This is a genomic window from Paraburkholderia sp. UCT2 (assembly GCF_014397665.1).
Taxonomy (GTDB): domain Bacteria; phylum Pseudomonadota; class Gammaproteobacteria; order Burkholderiales; family Burkholderiaceae; genus Paraburkholderia; species Paraburkholderia tuberum.
In genome coordinates this window covers 1-18,701 of record NZ_VZQO01000047.1, presented here as the reverse complement: position 1 = coordinate 18,701, position 18,701 = coordinate 1, and the positions used below count along the sequence as shown (strand labels likewise).

15 protein-coding genes and 2 pseudogenes are annotated in these 18,701 nt (G+C 61.2%); 9 read left to right on the top strand and 8 right to left on the bottom strand.

Translation table 11 applies throughout. The annotated features are described in order from the left end of the window. Positions 1–25: 25 nt before the first annotated feature. The 8 genes and pseudogenes from F6X39_RS29050 (at position 26) to F6X39_RS29020 (ending at position 8,318) form a co-directional block, all read left to right on the top strand. Positions 26–976 (top strand): VOC family protein, encoded by a 951-nt coding sequence (locus tag F6X39_RS29050; protein ID WP_187619107.1) that lies wholly within the window; start codon positions 26–28, stop codon positions 974–976. A 193-nt stretch (positions 977–1,169) separates the two neighbouring features. After that, a complete protein-coding gene (locus F6X39_RS29045; RefSeq protein WP_187619106.1) occupies positions 1,170–2,255 on the top strand; it encodes a porin in 1,086 nt (361 codons plus the stop codon). Positions 2,256–2,535: 280 nt separating this feature from the next. Continuing rightward, complete coding sequence (locus F6X39_RS29040) at positions 2,536–4,209, top strand: long-chain-fatty-acid--CoA ligase (RefSeq protein WP_187619105.1); 1,674 nt, start codon at positions 2,536–2,538, stop codon at positions 4,207–4,209. A gap of 76 nt (positions 4,210–4,285) precedes the next feature. Continuing rightward, the gene (locus F6X39_RS29035) at positions 4,286–5,347 is read left to right on the top strand and encodes an alpha/beta hydrolase family protein (protein ID WP_187619104.1); all 1,062 of its coding nucleotides are present in this window, start codon (positions 4,286–4,288) and stop codon (positions 5,345–5,347) included. Between the two features lie 194 nt (positions 5,348–5,541). Then, positions 5,542–5,724: pseudogene (locus F6X39_RS37690) on the top strand (helix-turn-helix domain-containing protein); the annotation flags it as partial. Positions 5,725–5,730: 6 nt separating this feature from the next. Further along, complete coding sequence (locus tag F6X39_RS29030; RefSeq protein WP_316251735.1) at positions 5,731–6,168, top strand: hypothetical protein; 438 nt, start codon at positions 5,731–5,733, stop codon at positions 6,166–6,168. Between the two features lie 230 nt (positions 6,169–6,398). Then, positions 6,399–7,418, top strand: coding sequence for an NAD(P)H-dependent flavin oxidoreductase (locus F6X39_RS29025; protein WP_187619102.1), 1,020 nt, complete (start codon positions 6,399–6,401; stop codon positions 7,416–7,418). 399 nt (positions 7,419–7,817) lie between these two features. Then, positions 7,818–8,318, top strand: a pseudogene (locus tag F6X39_RS29020) (DDE-type integrase/transposase/recombinase). Between the two features lie 78 nt (positions 8,319–8,396). On the opposite strand, the gene F6X39_RS29015 reads toward F6X39_RS29020, so the two are convergent. From F6X39_RS29015 to F6X39_RS28990, 6 genes are all read right to left on the bottom strand, one after another. After that, positions 8,397–10,889 carry a DUF3772 domain-containing protein gene (locus F6X39_RS29015; protein WP_262414849.1) on the bottom strand — a complete coding sequence of 831 codons (2,493 nt, stop codon included), beginning with the start codon at positions 10,887–10,889 and terminating at the stop codon, positions 8,397–8,399. A 48-nt stretch (positions 10,890–10,937) separates the two neighbouring features. Continuing rightward, positions 10,938–11,564 carry a membrane integrity-associated transporter subunit PqiC gene (locus F6X39_RS29010; protein WP_187619101.1) on the bottom strand — a complete coding sequence of 209 codons (627 nt, stop codon included), beginning with the start codon at positions 11,562–11,564 and terminating at the stop codon, positions 10,938–10,940. Then, a complete protein-coding gene (locus tag F6X39_RS29005) occupies positions 11,561–13,222 on the bottom strand; it encodes an intermembrane transport protein PqiB (protein ID WP_187619100.1) in 1,662 nt (553 codons plus the stop codon). Before F6X39_RS29005 ends, F6X39_RS29010 begins: the two co-directional genes overlap by 4 nt. Next, positions 13,219–13,770, bottom strand: coding sequence for a paraquat-inducible protein A (locus F6X39_RS29000; RefSeq protein ID WP_262414848.1), 552 nt, complete (start codon positions 13,768–13,770; stop codon positions 13,219–13,221). Before F6X39_RS29000 ends, F6X39_RS29005 begins: the two co-directional genes overlap by 4 nt. Positions 13,771–13,838: 68 nt before the next feature. Beyond that, positions 13,839–14,456 (bottom strand): paraquat-inducible protein A, encoded by a 618-nt coding sequence (locus F6X39_RS28995; protein ID WP_222945348.1) that lies wholly within the window; start codon positions 14,454–14,456, stop codon positions 13,839–13,841. Between the two features lie 7 nt (positions 14,457–14,463). Next, positions 14,464–15,426 carry a LysR family transcriptional regulator gene (locus F6X39_RS28990; protein ID WP_187619098.1) on the bottom strand — a complete coding sequence of 321 codons (963 nt, stop codon included), beginning with the start codon at positions 15,424–15,426 and terminating at the stop codon, positions 14,464–14,466. A 195-nt stretch (positions 15,427–15,621) separates the two neighbouring features. On the opposite strand from F6X39_RS28990, the gene F6X39_RS28985 reads away from it, so the two are divergent. Then, positions 15,622–16,245 carry a TetR/AcrR family transcriptional regulator gene (locus F6X39_RS28985; protein ID WP_187619097.1) on the top strand — a complete coding sequence of 208 codons (624 nt, stop codon included), beginning with the start codon at positions 15,622–15,624 and terminating at the stop codon, positions 16,243–16,245. A 61-nt stretch (positions 16,246–16,306) separates the two neighbouring features. Here the strand turns inward: F6X39_RS28985 and F6X39_RS28980 are convergent, their stop codons facing one another. After that, on the bottom strand, positions 16,307–17,368 hold the full coding sequence (locus tag F6X39_RS28980) for an AI-2E family transporter (RefSeq protein WP_222945347.1): 1,062 nt from the start codon (positions 17,366–17,368) through the stop codon (positions 16,307–16,309). 125 nt (positions 17,369–17,493) lie between these two features. Next, on the bottom strand, positions 17,494–18,701 hold a 1,208-nt coding region (locus F6X39_RS28975; RefSeq protein ID WP_187619096.1), incomplete at its 5' end, for a DHA2 family efflux MFS transporter permease subunit.

Below are 18,701 nucleotides of genomic sequence, written 5' to 3'. Positions count from 1 at the left end.
CCTTGTCCCCTCTGCTGGAAAAAACATGGAACTTACATCGCTAGGATACGTCGGATTGCGCTCGTCAAAGATCGAGCAATGGCGAGGACTGGCCACCCGGATATTAGGTCTGCAGGAAGTTGACAAGGGAGGTGGGACGCGGCTGTTCCGGATGGACGACCAGACGCAGCGTGTCATTCTCACGGAAAGCACGCATGACGAGCTTGGCTTTATCGGTTGGGAGGTGGCGCACGCTGCCGACCTTGAAACGCTCGCAACCCGCCTCGACTCCAGGAACATAAACGTCGAATGGGGTGACCGTGCCTTATGTGGGGAACGGCATGTCGAAAGGCTGATTGTCTTCACAGATCCGGGAGGCAATCGCCTTGAGGCGTTCTGGAGGCCGGCTATGGCTGATGAGCCATTCGTGCCCGGACGACCATTGTCAGGATTCCGAACAGGGCCTCTTGGTATGGGCCACGTCGTGCTGCACGTCGACGATGTTGACGCGCTGCTGCCTTTTTACCGCGATGTACTCGGGTTTCGCATTACCGACTACGGTCTATCACCATACAAACTGTACTTCTTCCATTTGAATGGACGTCATCACAGTCTTGCCATGGTCGGATCCGGCAGAAAAGGTTTTCACCACTTCATGCTCGAGCTATGCAGCCTGGACGACGTGGGGCAAGGCTACGACCTTGCACAGCAGGAGAGCGGACTCGTGGCCTACACGATGGGACGGCACCTGAACGATCAGGTGATGTCGTTCTATGTGAACACGCCGTCGGACTTTTTCGTGGAATACGGGTGGGGAGGACTGGTCATTGATCCCGCCACCTGGCAGCCGCAGGAGACCGTTGCTGGCCCAAGCTCCTGGGGACATGATCGGCTGTACTCAATCGCACCGGAACAGCGCGCGCGACTGTTGGCAATGCGGTTGCGAGCGGCTGAGGAAGGTATCCGGGCTCCCAATCCGGTGCTGCTTACCAGGTAGTAAAGCGCAGCAAATGAAGCGCCGCGGGTTCGCGCGGAAAAGCCCGGACCCGACAATGTTGTCTATGCGACGACGTACGATTGCACGCCACAGAACCGGCAACGACGACGATTGCTGTGCAAAGGTGACGGCGGTTGCCTGCCGCAACGGCGCGGCAACACGACATGACATCGACAAAATCAGGAGACTATTCATGGCATCGACACATCGCCGGGCCCGTATCACCGCATTCGCCAGTCTGTTGCTCGGTGGCCTCGGAATGAATGCCCACGCACAAAGCAGCGTCACGCTCTACGGGATCCTTGACAGTGGGATCCTCTATACGAGCAAGACGGTCAATCCCACTACGGGATCCAATGCGGGCCATCAGTTCTCCTTCATTACGGGTGGACAGGGGACATCGGTCTTCGGATTGACGGGAAAGGAAGACCTCGGCAGCGGCGTGCAAGCGATTTTTGCGCTCGAAAGCGGCATCGATCTCTCCAATGGGGGTTTCGCTGACTCGAACGGCAATTTCTTCGGCCGTCAGGCCTGGGTCGGGGTCGCGGGCGCTTTTGGCACCGTGAAGGCCGGGCTCCAGTATTCGCCCTTTGTGTTGTCAATAATCGCGACGGATCCGCGCAACGTCTCCACCTTTGGTAGCGGCATACCCATCCACGTCGGCAACGTGTCCGTGACGGGTATCTTCACTTCGAACGCCATTTCATACACTACGCCGACTATCGCAGGCTTTCAGGGCAGCGTACTCTTCGCGCCCGGAGGCACACCCGGCAACTTCCAGGCGGGTCAGCAGTATGCGGCCAGCCTGAACTACGTCATTGGTCCATTCATGGTTAGTGCCGCGATGGTTAGCTGCAACGCAGGGGGCACAGCCGCCTCGACGCCAATTCCGAGCAACGTCCCGTTCTCGGGACGAACCATCGGCGGCAGTTATCGCGTGGGCGACCTGATCTTGAAGGCGGACTTTGTCAATTACAAGGTCTCTGGTTCGTTCGACAATCGCGTGTACGGCGCGGGGGCAAGCTATTACGTCACGCCTGCAGTCAACGTGGATACCGGTGTGTGGTACACCAGCGACGGAAATGATACGCGCAACCATTCGGTCATGGCAGCTGCAGGCTTGACGTACAACCTGTCCAAAGCCACGTTGTTGTATACGCAGGCGGGGTTCGTCAACAATCGCGGAAAAATGGACACCGGACTGTCGCTTCATGGCGCGCTCTTCGGCGTGCAGGGAACAACCGTCGGTGCCAATGTCGGCATCCGCCACAGGTTCTGAACGGCACAGGTCCCGGATGGATGTGCCCCGGACTCGGGCTAGACGGGTGGCAATGCTCGAACGGGCCAGCGTCGCAACGATGCAGCGTTGACCTGACATTCAACAGTGACAGTGCGAGCCACACGGAGCGACCAAATGATCTGCCTGCCCGAAATGGTGTTTGTGCGTCGTCAGGTCCCGTACATCAAGCTGCAATCTGTTTGTCTAGTGATTCGGGACTAGCAATCTTGAAGCAGATCGACAATATCCCATTGACTAACCACCAACACAAGGAACGAGCATGAACGGGCTCATGCAGCAGCGTCAGCTACTGATTTCTGATCTGATTGAACACGCTTGCGCTCATCACGGTGAACGCGAAGTTGTTTCCCATCTCGTCGACGGGAGCGTATGTCGTTATACATGGCGCGATGTGCATGCCCGCGCAAAGCGCGTCGCAAACGCCGTGGGTGGCTTGGGCGTTGCTCCCGGAGAACGTGTATCGTCGTTGGCATGGAATACGCATCGACACCTGGAACTGTATTTCGGTGTTACTGGCAGCGGTGCGGTGCTCACTACGGTGAATCCGCGTCTGTTCGCCGAACAGATCAGCTATATCATCAATCACTCGGAGAGTCGTTACGTCTTCTTTGACACGAGTTTCTCAGCGACAGTCGAGGAGATCGCGAAGGCGTGCCCGAACGTGCAGGGGTTCATTGCGATGTGCGGGCGGGACCAGATGCCGGACATCGCCATACGGGGCCTGCAGTGTTATGAGGAACTTATCGAAGAAGCCGATAGCCAATTCGATTGGCCGAGGTTCGACGAGAATCGCGCCTCAACACTATGCTACACCTCCGGGACCACCGGGAACCCAAAAGGTGTTTTGTACAGCCATCGCTCGACTGTCTTGCACTCATTCGGTACATGTACGGCAGACGGCTTCGCAATTGCGGCGAGAGACAGCATCTTGCTGGTCGTGCCGATGTTCCATGTCAACGCGTGGGGAGTGCCTTACGCCGCAGCGATGTCAGGTGCGAAGCTCGTGCTCCCCGGGCCATGGCTCGATGGGGAAAACATATACCGGATGCTAAGAAACGAACGATGCACCATTACGCTGGGCGTGCCAACCGTATGGCTTTCGCTATTCGATTACGTAGAGAAGAACGTCGACGGCACCAGGCGCCGTGAAGAAACCCAGCTCACTCGAGTCGTAGTAGGCGGCTCTGCAGCGCCGCGAATCGTCATCGAGAAGTTCGAACGGTATTTTGGCGCATTTGTGATTCAGGCGTGGGGTATGAGCGAGACAAGTCCGGTAGCGACCGTCTGCACGCTATTGGCAAAACATCAGTCGCTGACATCAGATCAGCGTTTTGACCTCCAGACCCTTCAAGGGCGGGCCATGTACGGGGTTGAAATCGCCTTGTTCGACGATGACTTGCGAAGAATTCCACACGATGGCAAGACTGCCGGACAGCTCAAAGTCAGGGGCCCGTGGATTGCGTCCGCGTACTACAAGAATGAGGATGACTCGGCCTGGGGGGCCGACGGATGGTTTGCCACGGGTGATGTCGCCATGATCGATCCCGACGGGTACCTGAGAATTACGGATCGCTCCAAGGATGTGATCAAGTCGGGGGGCGAGTGGATTTCCTCCATCGATCTGGAAAACGTTGCTCTAAGCCATCCCGCTGTTCAAGAGGCAGCGGTGATCGGCCTTGCCCATAGCCGGTGGCAGGAGAGGCCGTTACTCGTTGTAGTGAAGAAGCCGGGCAACGATGTTACGTCCGAGGACATCATCGAGTTTATGCGCGGAAGGATAGCGAAATGGTGGCTGCCCGACGACGTCGTCTTCGTAGAGTCCTTGCCTCACTCGGCAACAGGCAAACTTCAAAAGGTCGTCTTGCGTCAGAAGTTTAGCGGACACCGGTTCTCGACCGACCTCTCTGACTTGACTTCAATGAGCCGCCCTTGAAGGCAGGCGTCTCGTTAATCAGGCAAGGTCAAAGCACGGCAACACTGTGCAGACTCCCGGAAAGAAAGGAATAGCCATGGCAGATCCAAGGGGCGACGTTCGCGCGACCGTCGCGACAATGCAGGCGCGGTGCCTGATCCGCGGAGTCGATTTTTCGGATTTCCAGCAGTTGTCCGCGAAGGTGGCCAGCTGGGACGACTGGTGGGACCAGTGGACAGCGATGGGCGAGCACTACCTGGTTCTGGCCGATCGGTACCGGGCAGAGGGGTGGCAGGAAAGCGCCGGATCTGCCCGGGTCCGGGCCGGCGTCGCCTTCCACTTCGGCAAATCCATGGCGGTGGAGGACGATGCCCGCTACCGCGAGTTGACCAAACGCAGCGTGGAAGCGGTCACCACGGGGCTGCGGCTTCTGGACCCGACCTTCGAGAGGATCGAAGTGCCCTTCGACGGACACCGGGTGGTCGGCAACCTCCGCCGTCCCCAGGGGGTGGAGCACCCGCCGCTGGCGCTGCTGGTCCCGGGTACCGATTCGGTCAAGGAGGAGTTCCCGCAGTGGGAAGAAGAGTTCCTCGCGCGCGGTATCGCCACGTTGAGCATGGACGGCCCAGGGCAAGGCGAGGTCGGGTTCGAGCTTCTGATCCAGCACGACTACGAGCGGCCGGTCGGCGCGCTGCTCGACGCCGTAGCGGGCCGAAACGACCTCGACCTAAGCCGCATCGCCGTGGCCGGCGCCAGCCTGGGCGGCTATTACGCCATCCGCGCTGCGGCGTTCGAGCCGCGCATCACCGCGGTGTTGGCCAACGGGGGCCCCTGGAGCCTGGCCGATGCGTGGTCCGGTTTCTCACCCCTCTACGTCGCCAAGTACACGTGGAACCTCGGCGGCGGCAGCCTCGAGACGGCCCGCCAGCGTGCGGGGTGCATGACGCTGGAAGGCGTTGCCGATCACGTTGCGGTGCCGGCCCTGGTGATCTTCGGGACAGAGGACGCGTTGCTGGACGCTGACCGGCACGGTCGGCGGACCGCTAGCGCGATACCCAAGGGAGAGCTGTGGATGTTCGGGGGCGGCAACCACGGCGTCAGCAACTTCGCGGCTGAGCACCTTGGCCCCGGCGCCGACTGGCTTCTGACCCACATGTAGCCCTCCCACCCGGCGGGCCGATCGAGCGCAATGAAGCGGTCGCCAGACGGGAAGGTTCCGGCGTACTGCCGATGCCGATTTTATGAACGGTTCTAACCTGGCCGGCCTGCCGAGTCAGCTTTGGACTCCGATAGAGACAACCGTTCTTGCGAGGGAACAGCGTGCCCATCAGAAAACGAAAATTTGACCCTAGTATGCGGATCGCCGTCCGCCGCAGGCCCGTCCAGGGACGATCGGTAATGACAGTTGATGCCATCCTTCAGGCTGCGCGACGGCTTTTCATAAGTGACGGATTTGAAGGCACAAGTACCACGCGAATAGCAGAAGCAGCTGGCGTCAGCGTTGGGTCGCTATATGAGTACTTCACCAGCAAGGAAGCGCTCGTGGCGAAGCTTATCAAGCTTCACTGCGACAACTTGCTCGACACTTATGCACTCGCGTTCAGGGCGGTGGAAGGAAAGGGGGTTGCGGCACTGGCGGATGCTTGGGTCGATACGACCGTAGACGCATACGCAGGTGACCTCGATCTGCACCGGGTCCTGCTGGACCAGATGGGCAAGGTGAGCAAGACCCGTCATCTCAGCCGCGTTTCGCTCGCGATCACCGATCTTCTCGAGCAGGGTCTGCGCAGTTGTGGAGAGCCAGTGCCCCGCGCAAACCTCCGCCTGGCTGCCTTTGTCGTTGAGTCGGCAGGAGAGGCGTTGGTTCACCGCGCGATCCTGTATGCGGAGGACCTGTTCGGCTGCGAGTTGCGGCGCGAACTGAAGCTGATGACCCGCGTGTACCTGTCGAGCACCGACGCGGTTGCCCCGGAAACCTGAACTCTTCATGCCGCCGTCTGAAATCTCGGGAATAGTACAGACCGCGAAACCGAATGATTTGCGATCCGTTGACGCGTGAGTCTGCGGATCCAAGACCTGGCGGCCTAAGCGAGGACCCGACCTCGCGTCAGAAATCCGAATAGAGACGACGCGATAAGCCTTATATCATGACCACTGCAATACGAGAGTGACAGTGTAGGCGCTGATGTAGCAGGTATGAGGGAGCCAGTATGAAAACTCGGATAACCGAACTCTTCCAGATCAGATACCCCATTATTCAGGGAGGGATGCATTACGTCGGATTGGCAGAACTTGCATCTGCGGTGTCCAACGCGGGCGGACTAGGTGTAATAACCGCGCTAACGCAGAAGACCCCCGAACTTCTGGCAAAGGAAATCGCGCGATGCCGCGAGATGACAGACCAGCCGTTCGGCGTCAACCTTACTTTTCTGCCTACGTTCTCGGCTCCGCCGTACCTCGAATATATCGACGCTATCAGGCAGGCGGGTGTGCGTATCGTTGAGACGGCGGGTCGAAACCCGGAACCCTACATCAGCAGTCTGAAAGAGGCGAGAATCAAAATCTTTCATAAGTGCACGTCCATTCGGCATGCACTTAAGGCGCAGCAGATAGGGTGTGATGCGGTTACCGTTGATGGTTTCGAATGCGGGGGACATCCTGGCGAAGACGACATTCCGAACATGATCCTGCTTCCAGGTGCAGCGGACGAACTTTCTGTTCCGATGATCGCCTCGGGAGGTATGGCTGACGGACGCAGCCTTGTTGCTGCACTCGCCTTAGGCGCCGAGGGAATCAGCATGGGCACACGGTTTCTTGCCACGAGAGAAGCGCCGGTCCACGAAAACGTCAAGAAAGCCATTGTCGATGCCTCAGAACGGGATACGAGGCTGGTCATGCGCGGCCTGAGAAATACAGAGCGCGTCCTGAACAACGCGGGCGTGGAACGGCTGCTAGAAATCGAGCGCGAGAAAGGAAAGGATCTTCTCATCGAAGACATCATTGAACACGTCGCGGGCGTCTATCCAAAGGTTATGCGCGATGGACTGCTCGATTCCGGTGCTTGGAGTTGCGGCATGGTCGCGGGCCTGATTCATGATGTGCCAACGGTAAAGGAGCTTATTGGGACAATCGTGGACGATGCCAATACGTTGATCAGGTCACGGCTGCGATGCATGGTTGACGGCGCAGGCATATATAAAGATTTGTGGTCCTTAGCGCAACGGGGGTAGGGAGAGGTCGTTGAGTAGAATGAACCGGTCCTTGCGGTTGGTGGTCGAAAAATGAACTGACAATCAAGGTTACTTCCTGGTCGTCGAGCAGTGCTTGGAACGACGCGGCTTGCGCCGCCCGAATTGGACGAGACGGTGCGGCAAGTACCAAGCAGGGCCGCGAAATGCCCGTGATACTGGGCCGCAAGTTTTCAGCCGATTGGCACTGGCAGTCGGCCGACACAGTGGCCAAGAAACTTTGGCGACGTCGAAATCGTCTCCCGCTGCATCGACGGCGACATGCATCGTTATACCTACCGGGACTGCCACAGTCGCGCGACGAAGTTTGCCAAGGATGAGGTTCTGTCGCGTTAATGCGCTGGGACAAAATTCAGCGAACGGAAATTGCAGACGCTAAAGATGACCAGGACGACAAAGACATCGCGTGAGACATTGCCGCCTGGGATCGCCAAGTTGCTGAAGCGACTGCACTACCCACTGGAGGTGATTTTTGCTGTGCGTGCGGTGGATAAGGCCGGAAAGACCGTCGATTTCCTGCTGCGAGCTATGGTGACAAGGCTGCCGCGCGTCGTTACGTCGAGAAATCCATCGATCAGAACGGCGAACCGTAGACCATCACCGTAGACAAAAGCGATGCCAATCTGGCCGCACTGCGAGCCATCAACGCCGAACGGAAAACGCCCTCGAAGGTGCGCCAGGTCAAAAATCTGAACTACGTTGTCGAACAGGACCATCGCGCGATCAAACGTATCGTCAAACCCACGATGGGTTTCAAGGATTTCGTTGCACCCGCATCATCCTGTCGGACATCGAACTGACGCATATGATCGGGAAGGGCCAATGAAAGATGCTGGCGCAGAGCGGACCGCTGCCGAGCAATTCCATTCGCTCGTAATGTAAGCAGCCCTGACCATTTGGGACTTGCTTATCCTGACGCCCTTATCGCGACACAACCCTTTCACGGTCCTCATCGAGCTTTCAGTCCTGCTTGTCGTTCAGCACATCATAGCGGACCGCCTTACTGCAACAGGACCTGGCACAGGTACCGGCGCCACCTTCCGGCAGATCTCGAATAATCACAGTCTGCGGCGTCGCCAATGTAATGGCCGCTGCTCGCAACCGCTTGAGAATGTCGAACAGCAGGTCGCTCTTCGTATCGCCTGCTATTCTTGGGCTGCGAACATACCCGGTGACAATCAATGTGATGCCGTCGGCGGAGAGCTGACTGAAGACGACCGACGGTGCGGGATGATCCAGTATCGACGGGTGCGCTTCGTACGCCGCGAGCAGCAGATCGCGCACCTGTTCGGGATCGATATTGAGCGGCAAGGTGAGAGTGACAGTCGCGACACCCTGGGTCCGGTTTCCCATCGTCACGTTGCGCACGTTCTGCGAGATCAGGTGGGAATTGGGAACGATGACCGTGGACCGGTCGGCGAGCTGGATTTCGGTAGCGCGAACGTTAATGCGGCGGATGTCGCCCTCGACGCCCGCAATACTGACGATATCCCCGACCTTGACCGGGCGCTCGGTCAGCAGGATCAGCCCGGAGACGAAATTCTTGACGATTTCCTGAAGCCCGAAGCCGATGCCAACCGACAGCGCGCTGACGATCCATGCGACGCTGGTCCACCGCGCACCCAGTATCGACAGCGTCAGCAGCGCGATAAGCACGCAGCCCGTGTTGACGAATAGCGCGAGGAGCGTGGCTCGCATGCCAACGCTCATACTGGTTTTCGGCAGCAACTCCTGGTCCAGCCATTTGCGCACGGACCGAAGCAGGTACAGGCCGACACCCAGCGTGAGAACCGCGTTGAGGATGTGATCCGGGACGATGTGCAGCCCGCGCAGCCGGTTGCCGCCGACGATCTCGAGGATGCTGATAGCCAGGTCCGCAGGCGTGGTGCCGAAGCCCCCGGTCAGCAGCGCGACGACCGCGACCGCCAGCAGCAGGCTGCGCCCAAGCGCGGACATGACGGTCGACGCCTGTTCGAGGTGGATGTCGTCCAGCCCGAATAGCTGCTTGATGGTTTGCCCGCTGGCGTGGCGGGCCGAAAACAGGCTTTCGCAGATGTCCTGGGTAAGCCTGCCCAGCAGGTAGAAGCTGCACAGGACCAGCTGGAACCAGACGAGTTCGTAGGTCAGGAATCGTGCAACGGTAATGTAGCCGGTGAGTAGCGAAAGCAGCGAGCCGACGACGGCAATGGTGACACCGGTGTGGATCAACCCGGCGACGGTCGAACGGGCCTCCGGCGGTTCGCCTGCGGCGGCCAGCGCATTACGCACGCGGTTTGCCCGCAGCAGGGCGGCGCCGATGGTCAGTGCGACCACCAGCGAGACCACCCCGCGTCCGAGCAGAGTCACCTGCACACTGGTATCGACTATTCTGTTGAACTGCTCCACCGTGCCGGAGAGCATGAGCAGCGCGGCAAGTATCCTGGGGAATGGCTGGATGGCACGCGCCAGCGGATCGGCCATGACCGTCAGGCGCCACGAGGGTCGGTCACTGCACAGCAGCGCCCGGCCCAGTCCCGCGATCATTGCGCAGGTCAGGGCAAGCGTAATCAGTTCGCTGGCGAAATCCTGCAGGTTGGCGTTTAGTGGCTCCTGATGAGTCAGGGCAAGATAGATGAGCCGGACTGCGCATGCAGCGGACGCCACGCTGGTGAGCGTGGTCGACAGCGCGATCGCGCTGCGTCGCAAACGGCCCTCGGGAAGGCGGTGCAGGCAGCACCATACCAGTGCCCGTTCGAGCAGAGGAGCACCTGCTGTCCATGTTGCGAGCGCGAGCAGCAGCATCAGTACGATCGTGAGTCGCTCGCCCGGTTGCCACGCCGACTGCAGTTGACCGGTAATCAGTAAATTGAATACCTTCAGCCGTTCAAGGTCCGTCGGTTCGGTATGTAACAGCGGTGCCCAGAACGCAGGGCCCAGAATGCTGCCGGAGCGAAAGGCGAGCTGGTTCTTCAGATGGTCATGCTGCAGCCGGCCAATCTGGGTAGTCAGGTTCGGCAGGTTCTCCCTGATGTTTTCCGCCTGCCTGAATTCGGCGTCGAGCCGTGCCCGCTGTGCCGCAATAGCGACGCGCTGCTCGGCGATCGCCGGTGTTTCGACACTGGTGCCCGCAGCCGGCGCAGGACCGAGCACGTCAAGCTGGGCCTGTAACTTCGCGCTCCCGGGCACCAATGACGTGGCCAGGAGGTTGTCCACCCGAGCTGAAAGCTGCTGGATTGCTGTCTGCAGCTCGACGAACTGCGCGTCGCCTGTCGCCGTCGATGCCCGCTGCTTGATCCGGTCCTGTTGAGTCTGCAGCTCCCCCAGAATTGCCAGGGTCTGAGTGTCATCGCCAGGCGATGCCGGAGGCGCACTTGCGATGGATTCCGACGGAGTGGCTGCCCAGACTGTCGGGGGAATCAGGCTGAATAACGCCAGCAGGGCGAGACGAAAGACGAAGTCCGGTACTTTGCGCATGATGGTGGACCCGGCAAGGGCACGTATTTGGGTATGGGGTGTGATGGCTCAGGCCTGTGGGGTGCAGCCATGCTGTCGCGACTGCGCCCAGCCTCGCGCATCCTCCGTGATGCGGCCGGCCAGGCTGGCAATGGCGAGTTGCTGCGCGCGCACCAGGTCCGCGTAACCACCCGGCGCCGCCTGCTGCAGCTGCGTATGGCAGGTCAGGCGGACACCGTTGGGGTCCTGCGCGAAACCGAGGCTCCAGTCAGCCTCGAGCTGCACCGCGTGCCCCGGCCACGCGTCGAGGCGCCGGATCTGCAGCCTGATGCCCAGCACCGGTTGATTGACCGGCCGGGTGAGACCGGCCACGTCCTGGGTGCCCAGGCGGCGCACCAGTTGGGTGGATAGCGCGGCGCGCAGTTGATCGCCCAGCGGTGCGACCCAGCGCTCGTCGTCGAGCACGGCAACGCCGCTGTCGCCCTGCCGTACGACCATCGCCTGCTGGTCGAGCTCGGCGGGAACGCCTACTGGCAGCACGTCGATCGCGAACGGCGCGGCTGGCTGGGCCGAAGCGGGCTGTGCTGCCGGGGAAACCAGCGTGTAGTAGTGCACCGGCGCGGACGCGCAGGCGCTCAGGGCCAGCGCGACGGTGAGCGAGACTGCGCGCAGGCAGGCGCGGGCTGAAAAACTCATTGTTTTGACTCCTGTGAAGCGGAGGGGCTGGCCGCGGTGACCGGGGCCACGGCTGACTGATCCGCTGCATGGCCGCGCAGCAGCGCTTCCGGATGGCGGCCGAGCAGATCAGTGAACGTGCGCAGCGAGCGGGCAGTGCGCTGCACTTCCTGCAGCGTCTGGCCCAGGTTTTCCTGGAGCGGCCCGTCTTCGGCCAGCATGCCCTGCGCGGCGCCGAAGGTCTGGCGCGCCTGCTGCAGGGTTTGCGTGGTCGCCGGCAGCACCTGGCCGTTGATCTGCTTCAGGGTGCTGTCCAGGTCCGCCAGACCCGTGTCGAGATGGCGTGCGATCGAGTCGAGCGGCATTTTGTCAATCTTGCCGACGATGCTCGCCATCTGCTCCTGCAACTGGTCGAAGCCGCCGCTCGCGGTGGGCAGCGTAAGCGGTCGCGCCTCGGCGTCGTATGAGACCTTAGGGGCGTTCGGTACGAAGTCGAGCGAAATATAGAGCTGGCCGGTCAGCAGATTGCCGGAGCGCGCCTGTCCGCGCAGACCGTGCGCGACCATGGTGGACAGGAATTGCGCTACCTTTTCGATATCGCCATTTATTCTGGGCAGCTTGTCGAGCACCGGTCCAAGCCGCTGCGGATAGACCTCGACGCCGACGATCATCGGGAAACGCTGCGTGGCCGGGTCGTAATCGAGTTTCATGGAAACCACCCGCCCGAAGTTGATTCCCGAAAACACCACGGGAGCACCCATAGACAGGCCGCGCAGCGACTGTGCGAAGCGCAGCTCGATGTACTGGGCCGGACCGTCTGGCGGCGCCATCGCCGTCTCTTCATCTTTCGCCAGATTGAACCGGCTGCCGCCTGGGCTGGCGGTCGTGCTACCGACGGGCGTGGCGAACGCAATTCCGCCGCCAACGATCGCGGCCACGGATTGCGTCTTGAGCTTGAAACCGTCGGCGCCCAGCGAGAGGTCGACCCCGCTCGCATTCCAGAAGCGGGTATCGGCCGTGACAAACCTGTCATACGGTGAATCGATGAAGATCTGTTCGCTGACGCCGTGGCCATCGGCGTCGAGCCGATACGACGCGATGCGGCCGACCTGAATGCGCCGGTAGTAAACGGGCGAGCCGATGTCGAGCGAACCGAGGTCGTCCGCATGAATCGTGAAACTCGTTCCCGGCGTCCCACTGATGACGGCGGGAGGCGTCTCCAGCCCCGTGAACGCTGTGCGCGCGGCCTCTGACGCGCCGGTGTCCACGCCGATATAGGCGCCGGACAGCAGCGTGTCCATACCCGAGACACCGGTCATGCCCAAACGAGGCCGGACGACCCAGAAGCGGCTGTCCGCGCGCGCCAGGCTCCGCGCGCTCCTGGCAAGCGAGACCGAGGCGACCACGTGCGAGCCATCGTCGCTGAGCGCGACCGTCGATACGGTTCCGACCGTCACGTCCTTGTATTTGACAGGGGTCTTGCCGGCCTCCAGCCCCGCAGCGGTCCTGAACGAGATGGCGATTTCCGGGCCTGCCGAGAGCCACGCGTGGATCACCATCGACAGCCCGATCAGCGCGGCCACGAGAGGTACGAGCCAGACGGGCGATACCCGCCAGCGGCTACGGGTGACGCGAGGATCGAGGGGTTCGGGTAGCGGCTTGTTTGAGACAGGATTCATGTTTCCTCAGCGTCCCAGATGAGTCGGGGATCGAAGTTCATGGCGCAGAGCATGGTGAGAATCACCACAAGGCCGAAAAAGAGAATGCCGATGCGCGGCTCGCTGTCGGACAGCGCCTGGAAGCTGACCAGCGCACAGACGATTGCCACCACCATCACGTCGAGCATCGACCAGTAGCCAACCGCTTCGACGAGCCGGTACAAACGGGCACGCTCGCTCATTGCCCAGCGACTGCGCCGCTGGGTGGTTGCGAGCAGCATGCTGAGGATCAGGAACTTGGCGCACGGCACGACTACGCTTGCAATAAAGATCACCGACGCAATGCCCCAGGACCCTGCTTTCCAGAACTCCACGACGCCGTAGAGAATCGTGCTGTCGCTGCCGTGTCCCAGAAGGCTCGTGTGCATGACCGGCAGCACATTGGCGGGGATGTAGAAAATCAGGGAAGCGATCAGGAACGCCCACGACCGTGCGATGCTGTCAGGGCGTCGCCGATGCAGGGCTCGTTTGCAGCGCGGGCATTGGGCGTGTCCGTTCACGCGCGGCATATGTGCGCAAACCAGTCCGCATCCATGGCAGGCAATCAGGCCTAGCTGTCCCGCGCGAGGAGGTGGCTTCATGCTGTCTCCGCGTCGGTCCTTTCCCACAGCAAGTGGACATCGCGACTGGCGATGATGGTGATTAGCACCATCAGCGTTGCCGTGGCCCAGATGCCGGGACCAGCTGCCACCTGCACGAAGCTGGAAAGTTTGATGATCGCCACGAGCATGCCAAGTACGCCGACCTCGACGATGCTCCACGGGCGCAGCATCGCAAGCAGCGCCATGCTCCACGCGAAACCCGGTGCCCGGCGTGCGGCGCGGGCAAATGCCAGCACCCAGCCGAGCAGCGCGATCTGGAGAAGCGGCACCACGACGATCATCATCGCAGTGGCGAGCGCAATCGGTGCAACCGCGCCGTGCGCCAGCGCTGCCGCGGACTGCCAGAGCGTCGTCTCGCTGTGCAGGCCCTGCAGGGAAATCCGGATCACCGGGCAGACGTTGGCGATCACGAAGACGATGGCTGCGGCGACGGTTAGCGCGAGCCACCGATCGATATCGAGCTGGCTCGCGCGATACAGGACCGCCGAACATTGCCGGCAGCGCGCCACCTCGCGCGTGGCCAGCGCGCGGCGATGGTACACGCCGTCACAATGCTCGCAGACGACGAGAGTAGGGAAGGTTTGCATGAGCATCTGGCGATCAGGACGGCCTGTCACTACCGGTGGCCACCGTCTGCCGCCGCTGCTGCGCGTGGTCCACCTGAGTAGCGCGCGCGTCGAAGTACGACGTCACATAGTCGATGAACGCCCGGACCTTCGCCGTCATCAGGCTCCGGTCCCGATAGGCGAGCCTGAGTTCGGCGTCCGCGCTTATGAGCTCAAAGTCGGGCAGCAGCTGCACCAGCCGGCCATCGTCCAGCTCCTTGCCGACCATCGTCAGCGGCAACGCGCCGAGACCCGCACCGCTCATCACCAGTTCCTTGTTCAACGCGGCGTTGTTGGTCGACACGTCGTGTTCGAGTGGCACGGCAATCTGTTCGCCCCCGCGCCGGAACCGCAACTGTGGTTCGCTGATCGATGCCAGCATTGTGACGAAGCGGAATGCGGCGAAATCGTTGGGCCTTTGCGGTAGCTGGCGCCCCTGCAGGTAGCTGGGCGAGCCCACCACGGCGAGGGGCAGGCGGCACAACGCACGGGTGATCGTGAGCTCGCTCGTGAGCATGAACGGCAGCACGATGCCGAGATCGAAGGCTTCCTTGATCAGATCGACTGGCCGTTCCGCCAGCGTCAACTCGAGCTGCACGGCTGGGTACCGGGCACGGAACCCGGCGATCAGCGGGGGCAGCTCTATCAGCGCCGCGGTGGTGTGGGCGACGAGCCGCAGTACCCCCGCAGGCTCCCGTGCGCGCTCCCCGGTACCGGCCTCGAGCACGTCCAGTTCAGCAACCACGCGCGAGCAGCCGCCGTAAAACTCCTCCCCGGATTCAGTAAGTGCGAGGTGTCGGGTGGTGCGCTGAAAAAGACGCACACCGAGCCTGGTTTCGAGCCCCGTTATCGCGCGCGAGACGACTGTCTTTGAGATGCCCAACGCATGCGCGGCGTGCGTGAAGCTCTGCATTTCGACGACGGTACAAAAGGTCCGCAGCGTTTCGAGATGGTCCATAAGTGTTCGCAATCCAAAGTAGATCTAAATTGAAACCATACGGTTCAGTATAGGGAAACATACTGTTGCTGTCAACGTAAATAAACCGGTCAGTTCAGTATGTTAAAGTGACAGCAGTGAAGATGAAAGATCGGTCAGGTGCGTTGCCGCCGGCGGCGTCGTTGATCGATCTCGTAAACAAAAGGAGAGCCCGAGATGAGGGGGAAAACGGAACAAAAGCGGCAGGCGATTGTTGACGCCGCGTTTGAGGTGTTCAGTGAGGTGGGGTTCGAGCAGGCGTCGATGTCCGAGATTGCGGCACGGGCAGGTGGATCAAAAGCCACGCTGTACAGCTATTTCCAGTCGAAGGAAGAGATGTTCGCTGAGTTCATGAGCGTCGCCGCGCGACAGGAAATCAGGGCGGCGTTTGAGCTGCTCCAGACCTCGGTGCCGGTTCGCGACGCACTGGCGAGCTTCGGCAAGCACTATCTGGTTGCAGTGCTGAAACCGCAACTGCTCGCGGTGCGCCGTCTCGCGCATCGTGAAGGCGGCCGGTCGAATGTCGGCGCCCTGTTTTATGAGCGCGGGCCGAAGCTCGGCTGGCAAACGGTGGCTGTCTTCCTGCAGCAATTGATTGACGCCGGGCAGTTGCGCAGCTGTAATGCGGCTATCGCGACCTCGCATCTGCGCACCCTGTATGAAGCTGAGTTGATGGAGCTGTGCCTGTTTGGCGTGCCGGCCGATACCAGCCCCCGCAACATCGCGAAGGTCGTCCAGAGAGCGGTCGACGTGTTCATGGCCGCATACGGGCCGACGCACGCCGCACCAACCACGCACTGATTATCCGGCTGCCGCCCGCATTGTCCGGGCGGCAGATCGACATCCGGGGGCAAACCGGCGGTCAATCCTTATAGAGCGCACTGGCCACATAGCGGCGCCGCAGGTCGCCCAGCAACGCTGCAAGGATCGCACTGACCGGCAGTGCGAGCAGCACGCCAAAAAAGCCAAAAAGCTCGCCGAACGCAAGCAGAGCGAAGATCACCGCGAGCGGGTGCAGACCGATGCGGTCACCCACGAGCTTGGGAACAAGAAAACAGCTTTCGAGAACCTGCCCAGTTCCGTACACGGCGGCGACTACGCCGATGCCGTACCAGCCGCCGAACTGCAGAAGCGCGGCAAGAAGGGCAAGGGTGAGTCCCACGGCGAAACCCACGTAGGGGATGAACACCGCGAAGCCGGTGAACAGTCCGATGGGCAGCGCGATGTCGAGGCCGGCCAGAGTCAACGCTATCGAGTAGAACACGGCGAGCACGCCCATCACCAGCAACTGGCCGCGCAGGTATTGCGACAGCATGTGGTCCATCTCGGCCACGAGTGTCCGGACCTTGCCGACCCAGCGCCGCGGCACAAAGCTTTCTAGCCGCGCGAATATCTGGTGCCTATCGTAAAGCTGATAGAAAAGGACAAGCGGCACCAGTATGACGTTGCTGACAACCGGAAGCACGACGTTGCCGCCTGTACGCACGTACCGCCAGGCGGCGAGTATGACGGTCTGGCCGTCGCCGATCGTGTCGCCCGTCAGCAGATGGCGGACTCCGGGCAGGTCGAGTGAGTAGCTGATACCCAGCAGTGCCAGTCTGGGTTGCAGCCACGCGTTGAGGTTCGCGATGACGACAGGGATGTTCTTCGCGAGCTCCGGCCCTTCCTTGTGCATCACGGCAAACACAAGTAGCGGCAGCAGGGTCAGGAGCAGCGCGAACAGGAGCATCACCAGCAAGACGGCAACTGCACGTGGCACACGCTGGCGCACCAGCCACTCGACGCCCGGCTGCAGCATGTACGCGATGAGCGCGCCGAGCAGGAATGGCGTGAGAACCGGGCGCAAGATCCATAGAAGGATACCGAGGCCAGCCGCGATGGCGCACCAGACGAGGGTCTGGCGCTGATAGGAAGTCAGGATCATGGTCGGGAGTGGTATTCAGGTGACCCGCACGTGACAGGCAAAAAAGCGGCGGGGTATCGAGGAGGTCATCCGTAGTCGTCATTCAGCATCGGCGAAAGCGGGGCGCGCGCGCCCCGCGTTGGCCTTCAATGCGCCTGTGACGTATCGGCGACACGCGTCGGTCTGGGCGCAAGCCAGATCGCCAGCGCGCCGACGACGAAGCAGCATGCGATGTTAAAGAAAAGCTGGTTGGTGGCGAGCATCACCGCCTGCGACTCGACCATGCTGCTGATCTGCGCCTGCGCCTGATCCGCACTCCAGCCGGAAGCGGTCAGCGAGGACATGAAGTGGCCGGCCTGATCGACCAGGCCCGACAGCTCCGCGCGGTTGAACTTGGTCTTGTCCTCCCACAACGTGTTGACGACCGACGTGGCAATCGCCCCGCTGAAGGTCCGGCAGAAGCTCATCAGTCCCGCCGCCGACGCCGTTTCGGGCTCGTCGACACTGCTCAGGCCGATGCTCGTCGTCGGCACGAAGAAGAACGGCAGGCCGATGCCTTGCAGCAGCAGCGGCAGTGCCACCTGCCAGAAGTCCATGTCCGAATTCGCATGGGTGCGGAACAGCGTCACCGAGCCGAGCAACATCACGCCGGCAAACACCAGCCAGCGACCATCGAACTTCGTCGACAGCCTGGCTGCAAACGGCGCGGCGACCACCGCGAAGATGCCCGTCGTCGCCTGGGCATACCCGGCCCACGTGGCCGTGTACCCCATATTGTTCTGCAGCCACAGGGGCGTGAGCACCGTCGCGCCGAAGTACGCGCCGAACGCCAGCGACATGGTGACCACACTCGCGGCAAAGCCGCGATGACGGAACACGCGCAGATCGACGATGGGATTTCGCTCGGTCAGCTCCCAGATGAGGAAGGCGAGGAAGCCAATCACCGCAACGATCGCGAGGACGCGAATTTCCATCGAGCTGAACCAGTCCTTGTCCTTGCCATCATCGACCATGATCTGCAGCGCAGAGACCCAGATGATCAGCAGCACGAGCCCGACCGTGTCGATCCGCATCCGGATCTTCTCCGATTCGAAGCGCTTGAGCATCATCCATCCGGCGTATCCGCAGATCAGCGACACAGGCACGTTGATGAAGAAGATGTAGGACCAGTGGTAGTCGTCGCAGATGATACCGCCCAGCACGGGGCCCATCACCGGCGCAATCAGTGTCGTCATGCTCCACAGGCCAAGCGCCGCGGCGGCCTTCTCCTTCGGAAAGATGCGCAGCAGCAGGGTTTGCGAGAGCGGCATGAGCGGGCCGCCCGCGAGCCCCTGAAACACACGGTACAGGATCA